Origin of the sequence: Streptomyces cyaneofuscatus (genome assembly GCF_000718135.1) — a bacterium.
GTDB classification, from domain to species: Bacteria; Actinomycetota; Actinomycetes; order Streptomycetales; family Streptomycetaceae; genus Streptomyces; species Streptomyces cyaneofuscatus.
Map to the genome: position 1 here is coordinate 207057 of NZ_JOEM01000016.1, position 20046 is coordinate 227102.

Below are 20046 nucleotides of genomic sequence, written 5' to 3' on the forward strand. Positions count from 1 at the left end.
CCGTGGACGAGAGCGGCGACAGCGGGCGGCCGCAGCCCGGCGCAGGGGGAACGGACCCCTCCGCCGCCCCCGGCAGCGGCAAGCCGAAACGGCCCGCTGATCCGGGCGGCGGTCTGCTCATGGGCCGTCCCTTCGGTGTGCCCGTGTACGTGGCGCCCAGCTGGTTCGTCGTCGCCGCACTGATCACCTGGGTCTTCGGCGGCCAGCTCGACCGGGTGCTGCCCGAACTCGGCGGCGCCCGCTATCTCGTCGCCCTCTTCTTCGCGATCGCCTTCTACGCCTCCGTACTCGTCCACGAACTGGCCCACACGGTCGCCGCCCTGCGCTACAAGCTCCCCGTCCGCCGCATCCAGCTCCAGTTCTTCGGCGGCGTCTCCGAGATCGAGAAGGAGACCGAGACCCCCGGCCGCGAGTTCATCCTCGCCTTCGTCGGCCCCCTCCTCTCCCTCGTCCTCGGCGGTGTCTTCTACGGCGCGATGCGGTTCGTCGAGCCCGGCACCGTCCCCGGCGTCCTGATCGCCGGCCTGATGATCTCCAACCTCATCGTGGCCGCCTTCAACCTGCTGCCCGGCCTGCCCCTCGACGGCGGCCGGATGCTCCGCGCCATCGTGTGGAAGATCACCGGCAAGCCCATGAGCGGCACCATCGCCGCCGCCTGGGTCGGCCGGGGCCTCGCCGTCACCGTCCTCATCGGCCTCCCGCTGCTCACCCACACCGGTGCGCTCGGCAGCGCCAACGAGGACATCGGCGGTGTGGAGACCGTCATGGACGCCCTGCTCGCCGCGATCCTCGCCGGCATCATCTGGACCGGCGCCGGGAACAGCCTGCGCATGGCCCGCCTCCGCGAGCACCTGCCCGACCTGCGGGCCCGCACCCTCACCCGGCGCGCCGTCCCCGTCGAGTCCGCCACCCCCCTCTCCGAGGCGCTGCGCCGGGCCAACGAGGCGGGCGCCCGCGCGCTGGTCGTCGTCGACGGACAGGGCAACCCCAAGGGCGTCGTCCGCGAGGCCGCCATCGTCGGCGTCCCCGAACACCGCCGCCCCTGGGTCGCCGTCAGCGGCCTCGCCCAGGACCTCACCGACGGCATGAAGGTCCCCGCCGAACTGGCCGGCGAAGCCCTCCTGGACCGGCTCAAGGCCACCCCGGCCACCGAGTACCTGGTGATCGAGGAGACCGGCGAGATCTACGGAGTCCTCTCCACCGCCGACGTGGAGCGCGCCTTCGTCAAGGCCATGGCCCGCCCCGAGTCCTGAAGGCCCCGGAAAAGGGCCCCTGAAACACCGGTACGCTGGTCACATGTCTGAACCGACCGGTGCCGCCCGCCGACGTGGGCCCTTCAAGGTCGGGGACCAGGTCCAGCTCACCGACCCCAAGGGACGCCACTACACCTTCACGCTCGAAGCCGGAAAGAACTTCCACACCCACAAGGGTTCTTTCCAGCACGACGAGCTGATCGGTGCTCCCGAGGGCAGTGTTGTCCGCACCACGGGGAACGTCGCCTACCTCGCGCTGCGCCCCCTGCTCCCCGACTACGTCCTCTCCATGCCCCGCGGCGCCGCCGTGGTCTACCCCAAGGACGCGGGGCAGATCCTGGCCTTCGCGGACATCTTCCCCGGCGCCCGCGTCGTGGAGGCCGGGGTCGGATCCGGCTCGCTCTCCACCTTCCTGCTGCGCGCCATCGGTGAGCAGGGCATGCTGCACTCCTACGAGCGCCGTGAGGACTTCGCCGAGATCGCCCAGCAGAACGTCGAGCGCTACTTCGGCTCGCCGCACCCCGCCTGGCAGCTGACCGTCGGAGACCTCCAGGACAACCTCTCCGACACCGACGTCGACCGCGTCGTGCTGGACATGCTCGCCCCCTGGGAGTGCCTGGAGGCCGTCTCCAAGGCCCTGGTGCCCGGCGGCATCCTCTGCGCCTACGTCGCCACCACCACCCAGCTCTCGCGCACCGTCGAGTCCATCCGCGAGATCGGCTGCTTCGCCGAACCGCAGCCCTGGGAGTCGATGATCCGCAACTGGCACGTCGAGGGCCTGGCCGTCCGCCCCGACCACCGGATGATCGGCCACACCGGCTTCCTGGTCACCGCCCGCCGGCTCGCGGACGGCGTCGAGCCGCCGCTGCGCCGCCGCCGCCCCTCCAAGGGCGCCTACGGCGAGGACTACGACGGACCGGGCAGCCAGAGCCGCGGAGGCTCCGCCGCCGACCGCGGCTGACCCGCCCAACGAACCGGCGCCGCCGCGCAGTTCCCCGACCGACCGGGGAACTGCGCGGCGGCGCCTTCGCGTTGCCCCCGGGCGCGCGCCCCGGCGGTGAAACCGGCGTACACCCCGCCGTTCCCCCGGCGTGTGAGGTGTGGCACGATGCTGGCCACCCCTCGGGGGCGGACCCACCCTTTCCCCGGGCTCCAGGAACCACATCTCCCAGGAACCACATGGAGACACACCGCGTGCAGACCTCCGCGCTCCCGGACCTCGCGCACACCGCCACGAAGCCGGTGCACTGGCTCGCCACGGCCGCGGCCATGGCCGGCGTCGTCGCCCTGGCCGGGCTGCTCCAGCCCCGTACGGCCACCGCCACCGCCACGGCCCCGGAGAAGCGGACCACCACGCCCGTGGCCGCCCCGGACCCGGCGACGGTGGACTTCCCCCTGGAGTGCGGCGGGGCCGGGACCACCGTGGCGAAGCAGGCCCCCGGAGACCTCGACGGCGACGGGCGGCCGGAAACCGTCGCCGTGGTCCACTGCGACGCGGGCTCGGGGACCCCGCCGAGCGGCATCTACGTCCTGACACAGCGGAGCGGGGCCGCACCGAGGGTCGTGGCGACCCTGGTGGACCCCGCCGACAGGAAGGCCGTCGGGGACTTCGCCGTACGCGAGGGGCGCGTCTCGGCGACCCTGCTCGGCTACTCCTCGCTGGAGGTGCCCCGCTGCTGCCCCGACCAGGAGGAGCAGGCCTCCTGGCGGTGGAAGGGCAACGCCTTCGTCCGCACCTCGGGAGACCTCGCGCGCAGCGTCTGAGTGGCTGGCCGTGCGCGTCAGGCGGCGTCGGCAGCCCGTACGGGTCAGGCCGCGTCGGGCCCGTACACCTCGACGTTGTCCTTCACGCGCCGTACGTGGATGCAGTCCCCGGGGCACTCCTTGGCCGAATCCACCACGTCCTGGAGGAGCGGCAGCGGCACCGGTGTGGTGGCCCCCGGGGCCTGGAGAAGCTCGTCGTCGCCGCTCTTCACGTACGCCAGACCGTCGATGTCCAGCTCGAAGACCTCCGGCGCGTACTGCACGCAGATGCCGTCGCCCGTACAGAGGTCCTGGTCGATCCAGACCTCCAGGTCCTGCGTGTCACTGTCGCCCGGCGAGTCCTGCTGCACGGTCATGTGTCCTGCCGTTCCTGCGTATCCGAACCAATTGGAGCCAGCCCTGACGGGTGTTGAACGCTTCGACGATACAACCGGCGGCTTTCCGATGCCGAAGGGTGGGTATTCCCTTGACGTGAGGGAGAGCGCAAGGGTGAAGATCGGACACACCCCGCAGTCTTTGTGATCTAGGGGTTTCAATCACCACCCACCCAGGTAGGGTCAGGAAGCGTCCAGCTCCCCATGGAGGAGGTGAGGACCGTGGCAGCCCACGACGACGACATCAACCGCGGCATCCGGCCCGCGCGAGGGTCAGAAGACCCGGCCGGCCAGGTTGCCTATCTCGAGCAGGAAATCGCCGTCCTGCGACGTAAGCTCGCCGACTCTCCGCGTCATACGAGGATTCTCGAAGAGCGGATCGTCGAGTTGCAGACGAATCTGGCAGGCGTGTCCGCACAGAACGAGCGGCTCGCCAACACGCTCCGTGAGGCGCGTGACCAGATCGTGGCGCTCAAGGAGGAGGTCGACCGGCTCGCACAGCCGCCGGCCGGCTTCGGAGTGTTCCTGCAGGCCAACGAGGACGGCACCTGCGACATCTTCACCGGGGGCCGCAAGCTCCGGGTGAACGTGTCCCCCAGCGTCGAACTGGAAGACCTCCGGCGCGGCCAGGAGGTCATGCTCAACGAAGCGCTCAACGTGGTCGAGGCCATGGAGTTCGAGCGGGCCGGGGACATCGTCACCCTCAAGGAGATCCTTGAGGACGGCGAGCGCGCCCTGGTGGTCGGGCACACCGACGAGGAGAGGGTGGTGCGGCTCGCCGAGCCCCTGCTGGACATCACCATCCGCTCCGGTGACGCCCTGCTGCTGGACTCCAGGTCCGGTTACGTCTACGAGGTGGTCCCCAAGAGCGAGGTCGAGGAGCTCGTCCTCGAAGAGGTTCCGGACATCGACTACGACAAGATCGGCGGCCTGGGCGACCAGATCGAGCTGATCCGCGACGCGGTCGAGCTGCCCTACCTCCACCCCGACCTCTTCAAGGAACACGAGCTGCGACCGCCGAAGGGCATCCTGCTCTACGGTCCGCCCGGCTGCGGCAAGACGCTCATCGCCAAGGCCGTCGCCAATTCGCTCGCCAAGAAGGTCGCCGAGGTGACCGGGCAGCCCGCGGGGAAGAGCTACTTCCTCAATATCAAGGGCCCCGAGCTGCTCAACAAGTACGTCGGCGAGACCGAGCGGCACATCCGCCTGGTCTTCCAGCGTGCGAGGGAGAAGGCGAGCGAGGGCACCCCCGTCATCGTCTTCTTCGACGAGATGGAATCCCTCTTCCGCACCCGCGGCAGCGGCGTCAGCTCGGACGTGGAGAACACCATCGTCCCGCAGCTGCTCGCCGAGATCGACGGGGTGGAGGGTCTGGAGAACGTCATCGTCATCGGCGCCTCCAACCGCGAGGACATGATCGACCCCGCCATCCTGCGACCCGGCCGACTCGATGTGAAGATCAAGATCGAGCGTCCGGACGCCGAGGCCGCGAAGGACATCTTCGCTAAGTACCTGACCCCGTCGCTCCCGCTGCACGCGGACGACCTCTCCGAGCACACCGGCTCGCGGGAGGCCGCCGCCCACGCCATGATCCAGTCGGTCGTGGAGCGGATGTACACGGAATCCGAGGAGAACCGCTTCCTGGAGGTCACGTACGCCAACGGCGACAAGGAAGTCCTGTACTTCAAGGACTTCAACTCCGGCGCGATGATTCAGAACATCGTCGACCGGGCAAAGAAAATGGCCATCAAGGCATTCCTCGAACACCAGCAGAAGGGTCTGCGCGTCTCCCACCTCCTCCAGGCCTGCGTGGATGAGTTCAAGGAGAACGAGGACCTGCCCAACACCACCAACCCGGACGACTGGGCCAGGATTTCCGGTAAGAAGGGTGAGCGGATCGTCTTCATCCGCACACTCGTCACCGGAAAGCAGGGCGCGGACACCGGGCGCTCCATCGACACGGTGGCCAATACCGGCCAGTACCTGTAATACGCCGACCGGCTGCGGATGCCCGGAGGGGCATCCGCAGCCGGTCGTTTTCCCCCGTTCCGGCCACACCGGAACAATGTCGTAATTGATCTCCCCACCGGCGCAGAGGCGCTCTAGGCTCTGCGGTACCGCCGAGTCGCGCAGTGCGGTGACGGGCACCGCATACGCACCGGACAAGCAGCGGTACTTGAGCGTCGCTCCCGGACGGGACCGACGCCGGGCAAGGAGGGCCGCATGACCGTACGGCGAGTAATGGGCATCGAGACGGAGTACGGGATCTCCGTCCCCGGCCACCCCAACGCCAATGCCATGCTCACCTCGTCCCAGATCGTCAACGCCTACGCGGCGGCGATGCACCGGGCGCGCCGCGCCCGCTGGGACTTCGAGGAGGAGAACCCGCTGCGCGACGCGCGAGGCTTCGACCTCGCCCGTGAGACCGCCGACTCCAGCCAGCTCACCGACGAGGACATCGGCCTGGCCAATGTGATCCTCACCAACGGTGCCCGGCTCTACGTCGACCACGCGCACCCCGAATACAGCTCGCCGGAGATCACCAACCCGCTCGACGCGGTGCTCTGGGACAAGGCCGGCGAACGGATCATGGCCGAGGCCGCCGAGCGGGCCGCCGCCATCCCCGGTGCCCAGCCGATCCACCTCTACAAGAACAACACCGACAACAAGGGCGCCTCCTACGGCACGCACGAGAACTATCTGATGCAGCGGGAGACCCCGTTCTCGGACATCGTGCGCCATCTGACGCCGTTCTTCGTCTCCCGCCAGGTCGTCACCGGCGCGGGGCGGGTCGGCATCGGCCAGGACGGCCACGAGCACGGCTTCCAGATCAGCCAGCGCGCCGACTACTTCGAGGTCGAGGTCGGCCTGGAGACCACGCTCAAGCGCCCCATCATCAACACCCGGGACGAGCCCCACTCCGACGCGGAGAAGTACCGCCGGCTCCATGTGATCATCGGCGACGCGAACCTCTCGGAGATCTCGACCTATCTGAAGCTCGGCACCACGTCCCTGGTGCTGTCCATGATCGAGGACGCCTTCATCACCGTCGACCTCGCCGTCGACCAGCCCGTCCGCACCCTGCACCAGGTCTCGCACGACCCGGACCTGAGCCAGCTGATCACGCTCCGCAGCGGCCGGACACTCACCGCTGTCCAGCTCCAGATGGAGTACTTCGAGCTGGCCCGCAAATATGTGGACGAGCGGTACGGCGCCGATGCCGACGAGCAGACCAAGGACATCCTGACCCGCTGGGAGGACACGCTCAACCGGCTGGAGACCGACCCGATGAGCCTGGCCGGCGAGCTGGACTGGATCGCCAAGCGGGAGCTCATGGAGGGCTACCGCCGCCGCGACTCGCTGGACTGGGACGCCCCCAGGCTGCACCTGGTCGACCTCCAGTACGCCGACGTACGGCCCGACAAGGGGCTCTACAACCGGCTGGCGGCCCGTGGGCGGATGAAGCGGCTGCTGGACGAGGACGACGTCACCAGGGCCCGTACGAAGCCTCCGGAGGACACCCGGGCCTATTTCCGGGGCCGCTGTCTGGAGCAGTACGCCGACGACGTGGCGGCCGCCTCCTGGGACTCGGTCATCTTCGACCTGCCGGACCGCGACTCGCTCCAGCGGGTGCCCACCCTGGAGCCGCTGCGGGGCACCAAGGAGCACGTCAAGGACCTCCTCGACCGCTGTCGTACGGCGGAGGAGCTGGTCCGCACGCTCTCGGGCGGCTGAAAGGGGTCCGGGCTGGGAATCAATCACCCGAGGCCCGGACGTTGAACAACTACCGGGCCAAATGTCGGACCTCGTGGGTAGGGTCTGATCAAGAGCTGCGATTGCTTCGAACCGAGCGGGGTGAGCTACATGGCGACCAAGGACACCGGCGGCGGACAGCAGAAGGCCACGCGTTCCACCGAGGAGACCGAGGAGCAGGCGCAGGACGCGCAGGCGTCCGAGGGCCTCGCGGAGCGCCAGGAGAAGCTGAGCGACGATGTCGACTCGGTCCTGGACGAGATCGACGACGTCCTCGAAGAGAACGCCGAGGACTTCGTACGCTCCTTCGTTCAAAAGGGTGGACAGTAGTTCACGAGTGTGAACGCCTGGTAGGTTCCGGGCGACTGTGACGAACCGGGGGAGACGGGGTGACGGCGACCGCAGTGGCGGTCGCCGTCACCCCGCTCGCCAACCGGAGGAGCGCCACCGGTCCGCGAGCGCGGGATCTGCGCAGATCCCTCCGCCGAACATGTGGATCACCGCCGCGAGGCGGGTAGGGTCCGTGGCGTACGTTGCTTCAACTGCAATTCGGCCATCGGCAAGTTGGGGGATGATCCTGACTCTCTTGCGCAGGGCCATCGCATACCTGGAGGGAAACGCGTGGAAGCCAACACTCGTAGCACCGGGCGTCTACCAGCTGCCTTCCTGACGCCGGGTTCGTCCTCGTTCATGGACTTCCTGTCCGACCAGTCGCCCGAGATGCTCCCGGGCAACCGGAGCCTGCCGCCGCTCCAGGGGGCCATCGAGGCACCGCACGGGACGACCATCGTCGCGGCGTCCTTCCCCGGTGGCGTCGTCCTGGCCGGTGACCGGCGCGCCACCATGGGCAACATGATCGCGCAGCGCGACATCGAGAAGGTCTTCCCGGCCGACGAGTACTCGGCGGTGGGCATCGCCGGCACCGCCGGACTGGCCGTGGAGATGGTCAAGCTGTTCCAGCTGGAGCTGGAGCACTTCGAGAAGGTCGAGGGCGCCCAGCTCTCCCTGGAGGGCAAGGCCAACCGGCTCTCCACCATGATCCGCTCCAACCTCGCCATGGCCATGCAGGGCCTCGCCGTGGTGCCGCTCTTCGCGGGGTACGACGTCGACCGCGAGAAGGGCCGCATCTTCTCCTACGACGTCACCGGCGGCCGCTCCGAGGAGAACGGCTACGCCGCCACCGGCTCCGGGTCGATCTTCGCCCGCGGCTCCATGAAGAAGCTCTACCGCGAGGACCTGACGGAGGAGCAGGCCCTCACCCTGGTCGTGCAGGCGCTGTACGACGCCGCGGACGACGACTCGGCGACCGGAGGCCCGGACGTGGCCCGCCGGATCTACCCGATCGTCACCGTCATCACCGACGAAGGCTTCCGGAGGCTGGGCGACCAGGAGTCCGCCGACATCGCGCGCTCCATCCTGGAACGCCGCCTGGAGCAGCCCGACGGCCCGCGCGCCGCGCTGCTCTGATCCGGACTCCGAGCCCTCCGAGATGCACTCGTCACTGACAGAAAGGGACGGATAGCCGGTGTCGACGCCGTTCTATGTCTCACCCCAGCAGGCCATGGCCGACCGGGCGGAATACGCCCGCAAGGGCATCGCCCGTGGTCGCAGCCTCGTTGTGCTGCAGTATGCCGACGGCATTGTGTTCGTCGGCGAGAACCCGTCCCGTGCGCTGCACAAGTTCAGCGAGATCTATGACCGGATCGGTTTCGCGGCCGCCGGCAAGTACAACGAGTACGAGAACCTCCGCATCGGCGGCGTGCGCTACGCCGACCTCCGCGGATACACCTACGACCGCGACGACGTGACGGCCCGTGGACTGGCCAACGTCTACGCCCAGACGCTCGGCACCATCTTCTCCAGCGCGGCCGAGAAGCCGTACGAGGTGGAGCTGGTCGTCGCCGAGGTCGGCACCGCCCCCGAGGGCGACCAGATCTACCGGCTGCCGCACGACGGTTCGATCGTGGACGAGCACGGCTCGGTCGCGGTCGGCGGCAACGCCGAGCAGATCAGCAGCTTCCTGGACCAGCGCCACCGCGACGGCATGACCCTCGCCGAGGCGCTCAAGCTGGCCGTCCAGGCGCTCTCCCGGGAGCCGGGCGGCGGGGAGCGGGAGATCCCCGCCGAGCGCCTCGAAGTCGCGGTGCTGGACCGTACGCGGCCCCAGCAGCGCAAGTTCAAGCGGATCGTCGGCCGCCAGCTGACCCGGCTGCTCGACGCGGAAGCGGCGAGCGCCACCCCGACGGACGCCCCGTCCGACACCGAGGAGACCGACACCACCGACTCCACGGACACCGGGACCGGCACCGGTACGGACACCGGCACCGCGTCCGGCTCCACCGAGGAGTAGGCGGAACGCACCCCACCGATGCCCCCAGGCCCGGTCGGCCTGGGGGCATCAGTCATGTCCGGGAGGCGGCGGGCGGCGGGGCCGTCGAGCCCCGTACGACCAGTCGTACCGGCAGACTGCCCGGCTCGGCGGGGCGGCCCTCCAGCACGGCGAGCAGCGCCTCCATGCCCCGCTCGCCGACCTGCTCGGCGGGCAGCCGTACGGTGGTGAGCTCCGGTTCCACGGCGGTGGCCAGAGCCAGGTCGTCGAAGCCGGTGACCGAGAGGTCGTCCGGGACGCGCAGCCCGAGCCGACGGGCCGCCTTGCAGGCCCCGGCCGCCAGGATGTCGTCGTCGCAGACGATCGCGGTGGGCCGCTCCCCGGTGACGGCGAGCGCCTGCTCGGCGGCCTCCCGCCCGGCCCGTACGTCGAGGGGCGCCCGTACCGTACGCACCGTGGCGTCCGGGACCCGCCCCGCCGCCTCCCGTACCGACTGTGCCCGGACCGCGAACGTCCAGGTGTCCACGGCGGACGCCAGATGGACGAACCGGCGGTGGCCGAGGCCCAGCAGATGCTCCGTCACCTGGCGCATGCCGTCGGCGATGTCCAGGTTCACGTGGGCCGCCGCGTCCGTGCCGGCCGGGTCGCTGTCCAGCATCACCAGGGGCAGGTCGGCCCCGTGCAGGGCGCTCAGCGCGTCGGAGGCCATGGAGGAGGCGATCACCCCGTCCAGGGCGGCGCGGGCGGAGGCGAACGGGGCCCGGGCCGGTCCCGTGCCGTCCGGGGAGGGGTAGAGCACCACGCCGAAGTCGTGCTCGGCGGCGACGGCGGCGGCCCCGGTGTAGACCCGGGCGAAGAACTCGTTGGTCAGGGCGGGGACCACCAGGAGCGCGGTCCTGGTGCGGCCGAGGCGCAGATTGCGGGCGGCCAGATTGGGCCGGTAGCCCAGCTCCGCCGCGTGGTCCCGGACCCGCTGAGCCGTGGCCTCGGACACCCGGCCCGGCCACTTCCCGCCCAGCACCAGCGAGACCGTCGCCTGCGAGACGCCCGCCGCACGGGCCACGTCGCGGCTGGTGGGCCGGGGCGGGGCGGGCTGGTGGGGGTCGGTCACTCGGGCCTCCGTGCGGGGTTTCCGTGGTGCCGCGAGGTGGACCCGCGGACTGCGGACATGGTACGTATGAACCTCGACGTTATACGTAAAACCTCGGATGGCGGCAGTCGTCCGGCGGAAAGGGGCGGGTATGGCCGCGGGATATCTGGACATCCTCCGGGCGCGGCATGCCGCCCGGCTGCTGACGGGCACGCTGGTGGGGCGGCTGCCCAACGGCACCGCGCACATCGCGATCGTGCTGTTCACCCGCGCCGAGGGCGGCAGCTACACGCTGGCCGGCGCCCTGGCCGCCGCGTACGGCCTCGCCACCGCCGTCGGACAGCCGCTGCTCGGCCGGGCGGTGGACCTGTACGGGCAGCCGCGTGTCCAGCTCCCCGCCGCCGTGCTCTCCGCGCTCGGCATGGCCCTGCTGGCCGTCGCCGGCCTCGGCTCGCTCCCGCTGGCGTACGCGGCCGTCGTCGTCGCCGGAATCGCCACACCGCCCCTGGAGGGCGGTCTGCGGGCCCTGTGGCCCAGCGTGCTGAAGCGCCAGGACCAGGTGCACCGGGCGTACGCCCTGGACGCCGTGGCGCAGGAGATCATGTTCACCGTCGGGCCGCTCCTGGTGACGCTCCTGGTCTCGCTCTGGTCCCCGGCCGCAGCCCTGCTCGTCATCAACGCCATAGGCGTCCTGGGTGCGCTGTCGGTCGTCCTGTCGGAGCCCTCCCGCACCTGGCGCTCCGCACCCCGCGAGGCGCACTGGCTCGGCGCCCTGCGCTCGCCCGGACTCCTCGCCCTGCTCGGCGCGTTCTTCTTCGTCGGGCTCGCGCTCGGCTCCATCACCGTGGCCGGTGTGGCCTACGCGGACGACCACGGCCGCGAGTCGGTGTACGGCTGGCTGATGGCCGCGCTCGGCCTCGGCGCCCTGATCGGGGGCCTGGGCTACGGGGCGCGGCAGTGGGCCGGTGCGCCCGAGCGGCGGCTGCGCGTCATCGTCGGCTTCCTGGCCCTGGGCTACCTGCCGTTGACGCTCACCCCCTCGGTCCCGGTCATGACCGCGCTGGCCGCCCTCGCCGGAGTCTTCCTCGCCCCGGCCATCGCCTGCTCGTTCATCGTGGTGGACCGGCACGCGCCGCGCGGCACGGTGACCGAGGCGTTCTCCTGGCTCGTGACCACCTTCGGCGTCGGCGCGGCAGCCGGAACGGCCGTCGCGGGACCGGCCGTGGAGCTCGGCTCGACCGCCTGGAGCTTCGGCGTGGCGGGGGTCGGCGGAGTCCTCGCGCTGGTGGTCCTGCTGGCCACGGGGAAGGTCCTGGGGGGCGTGTCGCCGATCAGGGCCGGGACCGCGGCGCCTGGCACGGCACCTCGCGGCGTTGCCGAAACGCCCGAATCGCTCCGCGATGAGGACGCTCCGGCGCCTTGCGATGCACCGCACCAGACGTCGCGGCCTGTCCGGCCCTGATCGGCGACACGCCCCCCAGCAGCTCCCGTACGCGACCCCGCCGTCGTGACCGGATCGGAAAATGATCGAAACGGTGCTGTCGAACCCGGTTTCAGCACCGGCCGTAAGGCGTAATGTTCAGTCATGGACCGCCGCATTTTCGGGCTGGAGAACGAGTACGGCGTCACGTGCACGTTCAGGGGACAGCGCCGACTGTCACCTGACGAAGTGGCGCGCTACCTCTTCCGCCGTGTTGTGTCATGGGGCCGCAGCAGCAATGTCTTTCTGCGGAACGGCGCCCGCCTCTACCTCGACGTGGGATCGCATCCGGAATATGCAACCCCCGAATGCGACAACGTGACCGAACTGGTCACGCACGACAAGGCGGGCGAGCGCATTCTCGAAGGCCTGCTCGTCGACGCCGAACGCCGCCTGCACGAGGAGGGAATCGCGGGCGACGTCTATCTCTTCAAGAACAACACCGACTCGGCGGGAAACTCCTACGGGTGCCACGAGAACTACCTCGTCGCCCGGCACGGGGAATTCTCCCGGCTCGCGGACATCCTCATCCCCTTCCTCGTCACCCGGCAGCTCATCTGCGGCGCGGGCAAGGTGCTCCAGACGCCGCGCGGAGCCGTCTACTGCGTCAGCCAGCGTGCCGAGCACATCTGGGAGGGCGTCAGCTCCGCGACCACCCGCTCCCGGCCGATCATCAACACCCGTGACGAACCCCACGCCGACGCGGAGCGGTACCGCCGCCTCCACGTCATCGTCGGTGACTCGAACATGTCCGAGACGACCATGCTGCTCAAGGTCGGCGCCACCGACCTGGTGCTCCGCATGATCGAGGCGGGCACCGTGATGCGCGACCTGACCCTGGAGAACCCGATCCGGGCCATCCGCGAGGTCAGCCACGACCTCACCGGGCGGCGCAAGGTGCGCCTGGCCAGCGGCCGCGAGGCCTCGGCCATCGAGGTCCAGCGGGAGTACTACGAGAAGGCCGTGGACTTCGTCGAGCGCCGGGGCATCCGCACCGGCACCGTCGACCAGGTCCTGGAGCTGTGGGGCCGCACGCTCGACGCCATCGAGGCCGAGGACCTCGACCGGATCGACACCGAGATCGACTGGGTCATGAAGTACAAGCTCATCGAGCGGTACCGGGCCAAGCACAACATGACCATGTCGAACCCGCGGGTCGCCCAGATAGACCTCGCCTACCACGACATCCACCGTCGCCGCGGTCTGTTCTACCTCCTGGAGAGGAAGGGCCAGACCGCCCGCATCTGCAACGACCTGAAGATCTTCGAGGGCAAGTCCGTGCCCCCGCAGACCACCCGGGCGAGGCTGCGCGGCGACTTCATCCGCCGGGCCCAGGAGCAGCGACGGGACTTCACCGTCGACTGGGTCCACCTCAAGCTCAACGACCAGGCGCAGCGCACGGTGCTCTGCAAGGACCCGTTCCGGTCCGTGGACGAGCGCGTGGAGAAGCTGATCGCGGGCATGTGAGCGGCGCCGGGGGCACCCCCTCGGCAGGCCGTGGCGTGACAGGGCCCCGTACGTTCCTCGTACGGGGCCTTCTCCACGGCCTAGAGTGGTTCGGACTAACCACAGTGCCCCCTGAGATCTGAGGAACCAGTGCGCCGAATTGCCGGCCTTCTCGTCGCCCCCCTCCTGCTGCTGTCGGCAGTGGCCTGCGGCAGCGACGACAAGGCCTCCGACTCCGCCTCGTCCAAGAACGGCGTGCCCGCGATCACCGCGGGTGCCAAGGTCGGCGAGAAGCCCACCATCTCCAAGGGCGAGGGAGACCCGCCCAAGGAGCTGAAGACCGAAGTCATCAGCGAGGGCGACGGTGCGAAGCTCAAGAACGGCGACGCGATCCAGGTCAACTACCTCGGTCAGTCGTGGGACTCCGACAAGCCGTTCGACAACAGCTTCGACCGCAAGCAGCCCTTCGACCTGACGCTCGGCGCGGGCATGGTCATCCAGGGCTGGGACAAGGGTCTCGTCGGCCAGAAGGTCGGCAGCCGCGTCGAGCTGGTCATCCCGCCGGAGCTCGGCTACGGCGAGCAGGGCCAGGGCGACATCAAGCCGAACTCCACCCTCGTGTTCGTCGTCGACGTCCTGAAGGCCACCCAGATCCCGGCCACCGCCAAGGGCACCGAGGTCGCCCAGGACAACATCGACCTGCCCAAGGTCGGCGTGAAGACCGACGGCAAGGCCCCGACCGTCACCATCCCCAAGGGTGACCCGCCGAAGAAGCTGGTCTCCAACTACGTCCTGGAGTCCGACGGCGAGGTCGTCAAGGAGTCCGACAGCGTCGTGGTGAACTACGTCGGCATGATCTGGAAGGGCGCCAAGGAGTTCGACAACACCTACTCCACCGGCAAGACCCAGACCTTCCCGCTCTCGCAGGTCACCCTCAAGGGACTCAAGACCGGTCTGATCGACAAGAAGGTCGGCAGCCGGGTCCTCCTCGTCATCCCGCCGGACCAGGCCTTCGGCGACCAGCAGCAGCAGGCGATCCCGAAGAACTCCACGCTGGTCTTCGCCGTGGACATCCTCGCCAAGGTGTAAGACTGTCCCGGTTGCCCAGTTCATCATTTTGAGGAGCAGTTCAGTGAGCATCGAGAAGCCCGAGATCGACTTCCCGGGTGGCGAGCCGCCGGCCGACCTGGAGATCAAGGACATCTGGGAGGGCGACGGCCCCGTCGCCAAGGCCGGCGACCAGGTCAAGGTCCACTACGTGGGCGTGGCCTTCTCCACCGGCGAGGAGTTCGACGCCTCCTGGAACCGCGGTACGCCGCTGGCCTTCAACCTCGGTGCCGGCCAGGTCATCGCCGGCTGGGACCAGGGCGTGCAGGGCATGAAGGTCGGCGGCCGCCGCCAGCTGACCATCCCCGCGCACCTCGCGTACGGCGACCGTGGCGCGGGCAGCGCGATCGCCCCGGGCGAGACGCTGATCTTCGTCTGCGACCTGATCTCGGTCTGATCCGTTCCGGACACGCGTGAGTGAGGGCCTCCACCGCACCGGTGGGGGCCCTCACCGCTGTCCGGCCATCGAGCCCGCTTTGGTCCCGACACCCCGGGGCGGTACGGTCGACGGTCGTAGAGCACAAGAGAAAGGGCGTCGATGGCGATTGCCAAGGCCGAGCGGTTGATGAACCTCGCGCTGTGCCTGCTGGGGACCCGGCGCCCGCTCAGCAAGCGCGAGCTGCGCGGCTCCATCGAGGCCTACCTCGAAGCGGGCTCCGACGACTCCTTCAACCGGATGTTCGAGCGCGACAAGGACGATCTGCGTGAGCTCGGCCTCGTCATCGAGACCGTCGAGAACCTCGACGGCGACACCGGCTACCTGGCCCGCCGCGACAGCAACCGGCTGCCTCCCATCACCCTGGACGCCGAGGAGGCCGCCGCCCTCGGCCTCGCCGCCAAGGTCTGGCAGCAGGCCCGCCTCGCCGGGGCCGCCAGCGGCGCCCTGCAGAAGTTGCGCGCCGCCGGCATGCCCGAGGCCGAGGACGCGTACGAGGTGCACAGCGCCCTCGAACCCCGCATCCCCGTCCACGAGGCGGCCTTCGAACCCCTGATGCTCGCCTGCCGCGACCGCCGCCCGGTCACCTTCGACTACCGCAAGGCCAACTCCGCCGCCCCCGTCCAGCGCCAGGTCGAACCCTGGACCCTGGAGTGCTGGCGCGGCCACTGGTACCTCGCCGGCTGGGACCGGGGCCGCGGCGCCGAGCGCGTCTTCCGGCTCTCCCGCATCACCGGCAAGGTCCGCTCCCGCAACGGGGCCTTCACCGCCGAGGTGCCCGACGTCGTCACCGTCCGCGAGACCGTCGAGAGCTGGGCCGGCGAGACCGCCACCCGCACCGCCCGGATCAGGCTCCGCGCCGGATCCGGCTACCCGCTGCGTTCGCGGGCCATATCCGTCCATGAGCGCGGCGACGGCTGGGACGAGCTGGAGATCCCGTACGGACACGGTCTCGACGCCTGGCTCGTCGAGTTCGGGCCGGACGTCGTCGTGGAGGAACCCGCCGATCTGCGGGCCGATGTGGTGGACCGGCTGCGCGCCGTGGCCAAGGACTAGGGGAATCCAGCGATGGCTACGAACGCGATCGACCAGACCCGCCGGATGCTCTCCCTGGTGACGTACCTCCGTGAGCGCCCCGGCGCCCACGTCCAGGACGTGGCCCGGGCCTTCGGGATCACCGAGGACGAGCTGATCTCGGACCTCGACGTGCTGCCCATGTGCGGGACCAGCTTCCGCGGCGGCGACCTCCTCGACATCGACACCGACGGCGACCGGATCTGGTGGCACAACCCGGACGACGTCGCCGAGCCGCTCCGGCTCGCCGCCGACGAGGCGACCGCCCTCCTCGTCGCCGCCCGCGCCGTGGCGACCCTGCCCGGCCTGCGCGAGAGCGACCGGGAGGCCCTACTCCGGGCCACCGCCAAGCTGGAGACGGCGGCAGGCGAGTCCGGCGCGGCCAGCTCCCGGCTCTCGGTCACCTTCGAGGCGGAGGGCGGCGTCTTCGCCGACGTCGACCGGGCCATCTCCGAGCGACGCCGCCTCTGGCTCCGCTACTACTCGCCCGCCCGCGACGAGCTCACCGAGCGCGAGGTCGACCCGATCCGGCTCTTCGCCGTCGGCCACACCTACATGGAGGGCTGGTGCCGGCTCTCCGAGGCCCGCCGGACCTTCCGCCTGGACCGGGTCGCCGAGATCCGGCTCCTCGACGCGCCCGCCGCGCCGCCCGAGCTGGAGCTGCGGGACCTCTCCGAGGGGCTCGTCCAGCCGGCCGCCGAGGACCCCGAGGTCGTCATCGAGGTCGGCACCGGCGGCCGCTGGGTCGCCGAGTACTACCCGCACGACTCCGCCGAGGAGCTCCCCGACGGCGGACTCCGGATCACCCTGCGCACCCCCGACCCGGCCTCGCTGCGCCGCCTCGCCCTCCGCCTCGGCGGTGAGGGCCGCATCGTCTCCCCGCCGGAGCTCGCCGAGAGCGCCCGTACGGCGGCCCGCGAGGCGCTCGCCGCCTACGACACGGTCTGAGCCGGGCCCGGAGGGGAGACCAGATGAACCCGACGTACCTCACGCCGGCCGCCGTCCGTACCGGGCCGGTCCCGGTCCCCGTGCCCGCCGCCGTACGGTTCCGGGCCGCCTGCCCCGACTGCCGCGGGCGCTTCGAGCTCGCGGCGGGCGCGCTGCGGCTGGCGATAGGCGCCACCAGCCGCACCACCTTCTACACCTTCACCTGCCCGGAGTGCGCCGCTCCGGTCCGCAAGCCCGCCGGGGAGCGCATCATCGAACTGCTCACCGGCGGCGGCGTGCGGACCCTGCGCCTGCACGCCACCCCGTAGCCCCCCACGCCCGTAGGAAGAGGCACCGCCGCATGTTCTGGCCCATGCTCGCCATCGCCCTGGGATTCCTGGGGGTCGCCGTCCTCGGCGTACTGGCCATCAAGGTCTTCGTCGAGGCGCAGCGTCTCGGCCGTCAGGTCACCACCACCACCGAGCGGATCAACCAGGCGTCGGAAGACCTCGAACGGGCGGCGACGCGCCTCGCGGCCACCGGCGACAGCCTGCGATAGGAGGCCCGCGGCCTGATGTCCGACGGCGCCGAAGGGTACGCTGCAGGGGTCGGCCCAGGCAGGGAGGTGCGGGCCGCAAGCCGCAGGACGCACGGGCATTGCCTCGCGTTTACCCCCGCGGGTTACGATCGCTGCCAAGCGCAACGATCGGACGTATGCCCGGTCGAACGGGTAGCGAGCCCACCCTCCAGCCGCCTCAGTGAGAAGGAAGTCGCACATGATCGGCAACCTGAAGCCCCTCGAGATCATTCTGATCATCGCCGTCATCCTGCTGCTCTTCGGTGCCAAGAAGCTTCCCGACATGGCGCGTTCGCTCGGCAAGTCGGCCCGCATCCTCAAGAGCGAGGCCAAGGCGATGAAGAAGGACGACGCGGCGGCCGCCACGCCCACGACGGAGACCGTCGCGGACCCGGCTCCTCCGCAGTCCACCACCGCGCGCACCATCCAGGCCGCTCCGGGTGACGTCACCAGCTCCCGCCCGGTCAACGAGCCCAAGCCCACCACCCAGGCCTGACCGCTGACGCGCTTCGCCGACAGCCGCCGCACGAGACGAGGGAAGTGGGTTGCTCAAGTCTGCCCGCAAGCAGGAGAAGGACGAAGAGGGGCGGATGCCTCTCCTCGATCACCTGCGTGAGCTGCGTAACCGGCTGCTGAAGGCCGTGCTGGCGATCGTCGTCGTGATGATCGTGGCGGCGTTCTACCAGAAGGAGATCTACGAGTTCCTTCTGGCCCCCATCCAGGACTCGGTCGGCTGCAAGGACGGCGTCGTCACCACGGTCGACGGCAAGTCCTGCGCGCTGCTGAAGACCGACACCCTGATCGGGCCGTTCACCAACGCGCTCAAGGTCGCGCTGATGTCCGGTGTGCTGCTGGCCACCCCGGTCTGGCTGTACCAGCTGTGGGCCTTCGTCGCCCCGGGCCTGCACAAGGGCGAGAAGCGCTACGCCTACGCCTTCGCCGTCGTCGGCGCACCGCTCTTCCTGGCCGGTGGCTACCTCGCCTACGCGATCCTGCCGCAGACCGCCGAGATCATGCTCGGGTTCAGCCCCGACGATGTGCAGAACCAGATCGGGCTCGACAGTTATCTGGATCTGCTCGTCCGCATGGTGATCGTCTTCGGACTCGCCTTCGAGCTGCCCCTGCTGCTCATCGCGCTGAACATGACGGGTCTCATCACCGGCAAGCGGATGCTCGGCTGGTGGCGCGGGATGATCGTCGGCCTCACCGCCTTCGCGGCCATCGCCACCCCCGGCGGCGAGCCCATCTCGATGCTCCTGCTGGCCGGCCCGCTCGCGGTCCTCTACTTCATCGCCGTCGGCTTCTCCCTGCTGAACGACAAGCGGCGCAACCGCAACAACCCCGACGCCGAGCTCAGCGACGACGAGGCATCCGAGCTCGATCTGACCCCCGAGCCGGTCGGCGGGATCGAGCCCGTGGCGGCCCCGCGCAGAGCGCTGCCGGAGCAGGCGTCCGGCGAGGCGGACGGCTCCCGTTCGCACCGGCTCAACGGTTACGACGACATCACCTGACCTTGTAGGGTCCGGCTGGTGACCAGCGAGATCACCCTCTTCGTCAATCCCACCGCGGGACGCGGCCGGGGCGCGCACGCCGCGCAGCCGGCCGCTTCCGCGTTGCGGGACGCCGGATTCTCCGTCCGTACGGTCCTCGGCGAGGACGCCGACGACGCCCTGCGCCGGGCCCGCGAGGCCGTCGCGGCGGGGACCGGGGCACTGATAGCCGTGGGCGGGGACGGGCTGATGTCCCTCGCCCTCCAGGCCGTCGCGGGGACGAGCACGCCGCTGGGTGTCGTCGCCGTCGGCACCGGCAACGACTTCGCCCGGTCGCTGGGCCTGCCCATCCGTGACCCGGCCGCCGCCGGGGCGCTGGCCGCGCGGATGCTCAAGGAGGGCGGTCACCGGGACATCGACCTCGGGCGGGCCGGGGAGCGCTGGTTCGGCACCGTGCTCGCCTCCGGGTTCGACTCCCGGGTCAACGACCGGGGCAATCGGATGCGCTTCGTCGGCGGCCGGTTCAAGTACGACCTCGCGATCCTCGCCGAGCTGGCCGCCTTCAAGCCCATCCCGTACCGCATCCGGTTCGACGGCGGCGAGGTGCGCGAGATCGAGGCGACGCTGATCGCGGTGGGCAACGGGACGACGTACGGCGGCGGCATGCGGATCTGCGCCGAGGCCGAGATGGACGACGGCCTCTTCGACGTGACGGTGGTGGGGGAGTGCTCACGCGCCACCCTCCTCAAGGTGTTCCCGAAGGTCTACCAGGGCACGCATCTGAGCCACCCCGCCGTCACCGTGCACCGGGTGGCCTCGATCGAGCTGGCGGCGGCCGGTGTCACGGCGTACGCGGACGGTGAGCCGCTGGGCGCGCTGCCGCTCACGGCGACCTGCGTACCGGGTGCCGTACAGGTGCTGGCGGGGTGAAGGGCCAAGGGGATTT

At 70.2% G+C, this 20046-nt stretch carries 21 protein-coding genes and 1 pseudogene; 20 read left to right on the forward strand and 2 right to left on the reverse strand.

Annotated features, from left to right (window positions below):
* Positions 1–2: 2 nt before the first annotated feature.
* The 3 genes from IF17_RS0125430 to IF17_RS0125440 all read left to right on the forward strand — a co-directional run bounded on the left by IF17_RS0125430 (position 3) and on the right by IF17_RS0125440 (position 3017).
* On the forward strand, positions 3–1253 hold the full coding sequence (locus IF17_RS0125430) for a site-2 protease family protein (RefSeq protein ID WP_030570204.1): 1251 nt from the start codon (positions 3–5) through the stop codon (positions 1251–1253).
* 43 nt (positions 1254–1296) lie between these two features.
* Positions 1297–2214, forward strand: coding sequence for a tRNA (adenine-N1)-methyltransferase (locus IF17_RS0125435; RefSeq protein ID WP_018515359.1), 918 nt, complete (start codon positions 1297–1299; stop codon positions 2212–2214).
* Positions 2215–2447: 233 nt separating this feature from the next.
* Positions 2448–3017 (forward strand): hypothetical protein, encoded by a 570-nt coding sequence (locus IF17_RS0125440; RefSeq protein ID WP_030570208.1) that lies wholly within the window; start codon positions 2448–2450, stop codon positions 3015–3017.
* 44 nt (positions 3018–3061) lie between these two features.
* Here the strand turns inward: IF17_RS0125440 and IF17_RS0125445 are convergent, their stop codons facing one another.
* Positions 3062–3373, reverse strand: coding sequence for a ferredoxin (locus tag IF17_RS0125445; RefSeq protein WP_018515357.1), 312 nt, complete (start codon positions 3371–3373; stop codon positions 3062–3064).
* A 240-nt stretch (positions 3374–3613) separates the two neighbouring features.
* On the opposite strand from IF17_RS0125445, the gene arc reads away from it, so the two are divergent.
* From arc to prcA, 6 genes and pseudogenes are all read left to right on the forward strand, one after another.
* A complete protein-coding gene (gene arc, locus IF17_RS0125450; protein ID WP_026242082.1) occupies positions 3614–5380 on the forward strand; it encodes a proteasome ATPase in 1767 nt (588 codons plus the stop codon).
* 234 nt (positions 5381–5614) lie between these two features.
* Positions 5615–7126, forward strand: coding sequence for a depupylase/deamidase Dop (gene dop, locus IF17_RS0125455; RefSeq protein WP_030570211.1), 1512 nt, complete (start codon positions 5615–5617; stop codon positions 7124–7126).
* Between the two features lie 129 nt (positions 7127–7255).
* Positions 7256–7474, forward strand: coding sequence for a ubiquitin-like protein Pup (locus IF17_RS0125460; RefSeq protein WP_030570214.1), 219 nt, complete (start codon positions 7256–7258; stop codon positions 7472–7474).
* A 153-nt stretch (positions 7475–7627) separates the two neighbouring features.
* Positions 7628–7814, forward strand: a pseudogene (locus IF17_RS1000000138055) (endonuclease domain-containing protein); the annotation flags it as partial.
* A complete protein-coding gene (prcB, locus tag IF17_RS0125470) occupies positions 7766–8611 on the forward strand; it encodes a proteasome subunit beta (protein ID WP_030570217.1) in 846 nt (281 codons plus the stop codon). The pseudogene IF17_RS1000000138055 and the gene prcB, both read left to right, overlap by 49 nt.
* A gap of 58 nt (positions 8612–8669) precedes the next feature.
* Positions 8670–9494 (forward strand): proteasome subunit alpha, encoded by an 825-nt coding sequence (gene prcA / locus IF17_RS0125475; RefSeq protein WP_030570220.1) that lies wholly within the window; start codon positions 8670–8672, stop codon positions 9492–9494.
* A gap of 52 nt (positions 9495–9546) precedes the next feature.
* Here prcA and IF17_RS0125480 read toward each other — a convergent pair whose 3' ends face one another.
* Positions 9547–10584, reverse strand: coding sequence for a LacI family DNA-binding transcriptional regulator (locus IF17_RS0125480; protein WP_030570223.1), 1038 nt, complete (start codon positions 10582–10584; stop codon positions 9547–9549).
* A gap of 130 nt (positions 10585–10714) precedes the next feature.
* Between IF17_RS0125480 and IF17_RS0125485 the strand changes: the two genes are divergently transcribed.
* From IF17_RS0125485 to IF17_RS0125535, 11 genes are all read left to right on the forward strand, one after another.
* A complete protein-coding gene (locus IF17_RS0125485) occupies positions 10715–12025 on the forward strand; it encodes an MFS transporter (protein ID WP_032772560.1) in 1311 nt (436 codons plus the stop codon).
* Between the two features lie 123 nt (positions 12026–12148).
* Positions 12149–13510 carry a Pup--protein ligase gene (gene pafA, locus IF17_RS0125490; RefSeq protein ID WP_026242080.1) on the forward strand — a complete coding sequence of 454 codons (1362 nt, stop codon included), beginning with the start codon at positions 12149–12151 and terminating at the stop codon, positions 13508–13510.
* A gap of 129 nt (positions 13511–13639) precedes the next feature.
* Entirely contained in the window at positions 13640–14578 is a 939-nt protein-coding gene (locus IF17_RS0125495; protein ID WP_030570228.1) for an FKBP-type peptidyl-prolyl cis-trans isomerase, read from the forward strand.
* Positions 14579–14621: 43 nt separating this feature from the next.
* Positions 14622–14993, forward strand: a complete 372-nt coding sequence (locus IF17_RS0125500; protein ID WP_030570231.1) for an FKBP-type peptidyl-prolyl cis-trans isomerase — start codon at positions 14622–14624, stop codon at positions 14991–14993.
* 141 nt (positions 14994–15134) lie between these two features.
* The gene (locus tag IF17_RS0125505; RefSeq protein WP_018515346.1) at positions 15135–16088 is read left to right on the forward strand and encodes a helix-turn-helix transcriptional regulator; all 954 of its coding nucleotides are present in this window, start codon (positions 15135–15137) and stop codon (positions 16086–16088) included.
* A 12-nt stretch (positions 16089–16100) separates the two neighbouring features.
* Positions 16101–17054: a helix-turn-helix transcriptional regulator gene (locus IF17_RS0125510; RefSeq protein ID WP_030570235.1), complete on the forward strand. Its 954-nt coding sequence runs from the start codon at positions 16101–16103 to the stop codon at positions 17052–17054.
* Positions 17055–17077: 23 nt separating this feature from the next.
* A complete protein-coding gene (locus IF17_RS0125515) occupies positions 17078–17362 on the forward strand; it encodes a hypothetical protein (protein WP_030570238.1) in 285 nt (94 codons plus the stop codon).
* A 32-nt stretch (positions 17363–17394) separates the two neighbouring features.
* Entirely contained in the window at positions 17395–17592 is a 198-nt protein-coding gene (locus IF17_RS0125520) for a hypothetical protein (protein ID WP_030570241.1), read from the forward strand.
* A gap of 217 nt (positions 17593–17809) precedes the next feature.
* Positions 17810–18106 (forward strand): Sec-independent protein translocase subunit TatA, encoded by a 297-nt coding sequence (tatA, locus tag IF17_RS0125525; protein WP_018515342.1) that lies wholly within the window; start codon positions 17810–17812, stop codon positions 18104–18106.
* Between the two features lie 49 nt (positions 18107–18155).
* The gene (tatC, locus tag IF17_RS0125530; protein WP_030570243.1) at positions 18156–19121 is read left to right on the forward strand and encodes a twin-arginine translocase subunit TatC; all 966 of its coding nucleotides are present in this window, start codon (positions 18156–18158) and stop codon (positions 19119–19121) included.
* 18 nt (positions 19122–19139) lie between these two features.
* Positions 19140–20030: a diacylglycerol kinase gene (locus tag IF17_RS0125535; RefSeq protein ID WP_030570245.1), complete on the forward strand. Its 891-nt coding sequence runs from the start codon at positions 19140–19142 to the stop codon at positions 20028–20030.
* Positions 20031–20046 lie beyond the last annotated feature (16 nt).

Coding starts and splice junctions, on each gene's coding strand:
- IF17_RS0125435 (WP_018515359.1), top strand. CDS start 1,297: ATGTCTGAACCGACCGGTGCCGCCCGCCGACGTGGGCCCTTCAAGGTC.
- IF17_RS0125520 (WP_030570241.1), top strand. CDS start 17,395: ATGTTCTGGCCCATGCTCGCCATCGCCCTGGGATTCCTGGGGGTCGCC.
- IF17_RS0125445 (WP_018515357.1), bottom strand. CDS start 3,373: ATGACCGTGCAGCAGGACTCGCCGGGCGACAGTGACACGCAGGACCTG.
- IF17_RS0125515 (WP_030570238.1), top strand. CDS start 17,078: ATGAACCCGACGTACCTCACGCCGGCCGCCGTCCGTACCGGGCCGGTC.
- IF17_RS0125510 (WP_030570235.1), top strand. CDS start 16,101: ATGGCTACGAACGCGATCGACCAGACCCGCCGGATGCTCTCCCTGGTG.
- IF17_RS0125460 (WP_030570214.1), top strand. CDS start 7,256: ATGGCGACCAAGGACACCGGCGGCGGACAGCAGAAGGCCACGCGTTCC.
- IF17_RS0125505 (WP_018515346.1), top strand. CDS start 15,135: ATGGCGATTGCCAAGGCCGAGCGGTTGATGAACCTCGCGCTGTGCCTG.
- pafA (WP_026242080.1), top strand. CDS start 12,149: ATGGACCGCCGCATTTTCGGGCTGGAGAACGAGTACGGCGTCACGTGC.
- dop (WP_030570211.1), top strand. CDS start 5,615: ATGACCGTACGGCGAGTAATGGGCATCGAGACGGAGTACGGGATCTCC.
- IF17_RS0125485 (WP_032772560.1), top strand. CDS start 10,715: ATGGCCGCGGGATATCTGGACATCCTCCGGGCGCGGCATGCCGCCCGG.
- tatA (WP_018515342.1), top strand. CDS start 17,810: ATGATCGGCAACCTGAAGCCCCTCGAGATCATTCTGATCATCGCCGTC.